Below are 1124 nucleotides of genomic sequence, written 5' to 3'. Positions count from 1 at the left end.
TCTAGAAAACTCCCGCTAGGGTGTCCCGACTGACCAGGGTGTCGGGGTGTTCGGGGCCGAGGATGCGTTCGCGGTCGGCGACGGTGCGCTCGGCCAGGCGGCCGGCGGCGTCGATCCGTCCGGCGCCGCGGGCGACCCGCGCGAGGGTCTCCCGGCAGGCCAGGGTGTCGACGTGCGCCGGGCCGTCGAGCCGCTCGCGGGCGGCCAGGGCGCGGGCCGCGAGGGGGAGGGCCTGGTCGGCTCGGCCCTGCTCGAGCAGGTAGGCCGCCGAGCGTTCCGCCAGCCAGGCGGCCTCCGGACCGTCGGCCTCCGGACGCTCGGCGGTGGCGTCGAGCACGGCGAGCGTATGCGGGAGCAGCTCCCGCCAGGCGGGCCAGGCTTCCGGGTTGGCCGTGACGGCGTCGGGCAGCGACGCGCGCAGCATCCGGGCCATGGTCGCGACGATCTCGTCGGCCTGGTCGGGGCCGGTGTGGGTGTGCACGGCGGCCCGCACCAGCCGGTGCATCGTCACGGTGTCCGCGTCGCGGTGGGCCAGGCCGTACCGCTCCAGGACGCCGACGGTGTCGGCGAGGGCGAGCGGGTCGCCGCCCGCAGCCCGGCATCGGGGATCACGTCCGGCTCGGCGGTGAACAGCCGGATCGGGATCGGTTCGTTGTCGCCGTGCGCGACGATCCGCAGCAGGTGGCCGGCGGCCGGTGCCTCGGCGTCGAGCCGGCGGATCGGCTCGTCCCAGAGGGTGGGGGCGGTGGCCCCGGGCCGCCCGCTCACCTCCCCCTGCGCCAGGAGGACCTCCGGCCGGTCGATTAACACCTGAAGGTAGGTCTCGGCGGGGGTGCGGCCGGTACTGATGCGGTGGGCGGCCTGGTCGAGGGCGAGCGGGTGGTCCCCGAGCCGCTCGGCGATCCGGTCGGCGACCGTCCGTTCGACGGCGGGCAGCCGGCCGGCGAGCAGGGTGACGGACTCGGCCCGGTCCATCGGCCCGACCGGCACGACCGGGCCGAGATGGTCCCAGCCGGGGTTGCGGGAGGTCAGTAGCAGCCGGCCGGGTTCGGTGGGCCGCAGCCAGTCCGGCAGCGTGTCGGCGTCGGCGGCGTCGTCGAGCACGATCAGCCAGCGGCCGTCGG

General features: G+C 76.5%; 1 protein-coding gene and 1 pseudogene. Both read right to left on the bottom strand.

Going from position 1 to position 1124, the window contains the following annotated elements; genetic code table 11:
* Nucleotide 1: 1 nt before the first annotated feature.
* The gene (locus AC08ON_RS15575; protein WP_476617223.1) at nucleotides 2-505 is read right to left on the bottom strand and encodes a tetratricopeptide repeat protein; all 504 of its coding nucleotides are present in this window, start codon (nucleotides 503-505) and stop codon (nucleotides 2-4) included.
* Nucleotides 506-507: 2 nt separating this feature from the next.
* Nucleotides 508-1124: pseudogene (locus tag AC08ON_RS15570) on the bottom strand (hypothetical protein); the annotation flags it as partial.

The sequence above is a fragment of the Frankia sp. CoWAU3 genome, assembly GCF_977971855.1.
The sequence above is the reverse complement of the archived record's forward strand: the minus strand, read 5'-3'. Positions and strand labels throughout refer to the sequence as shown.

Coding starts and splice junctions, on each gene's coding strand:
- AC08ON_RS15575 (WP_476617223.1), bottom strand. CDS start 505: ATGCACCGGCTGGTGCGGGCCGCCGTGCACACCCACACCGGCCCCGAC.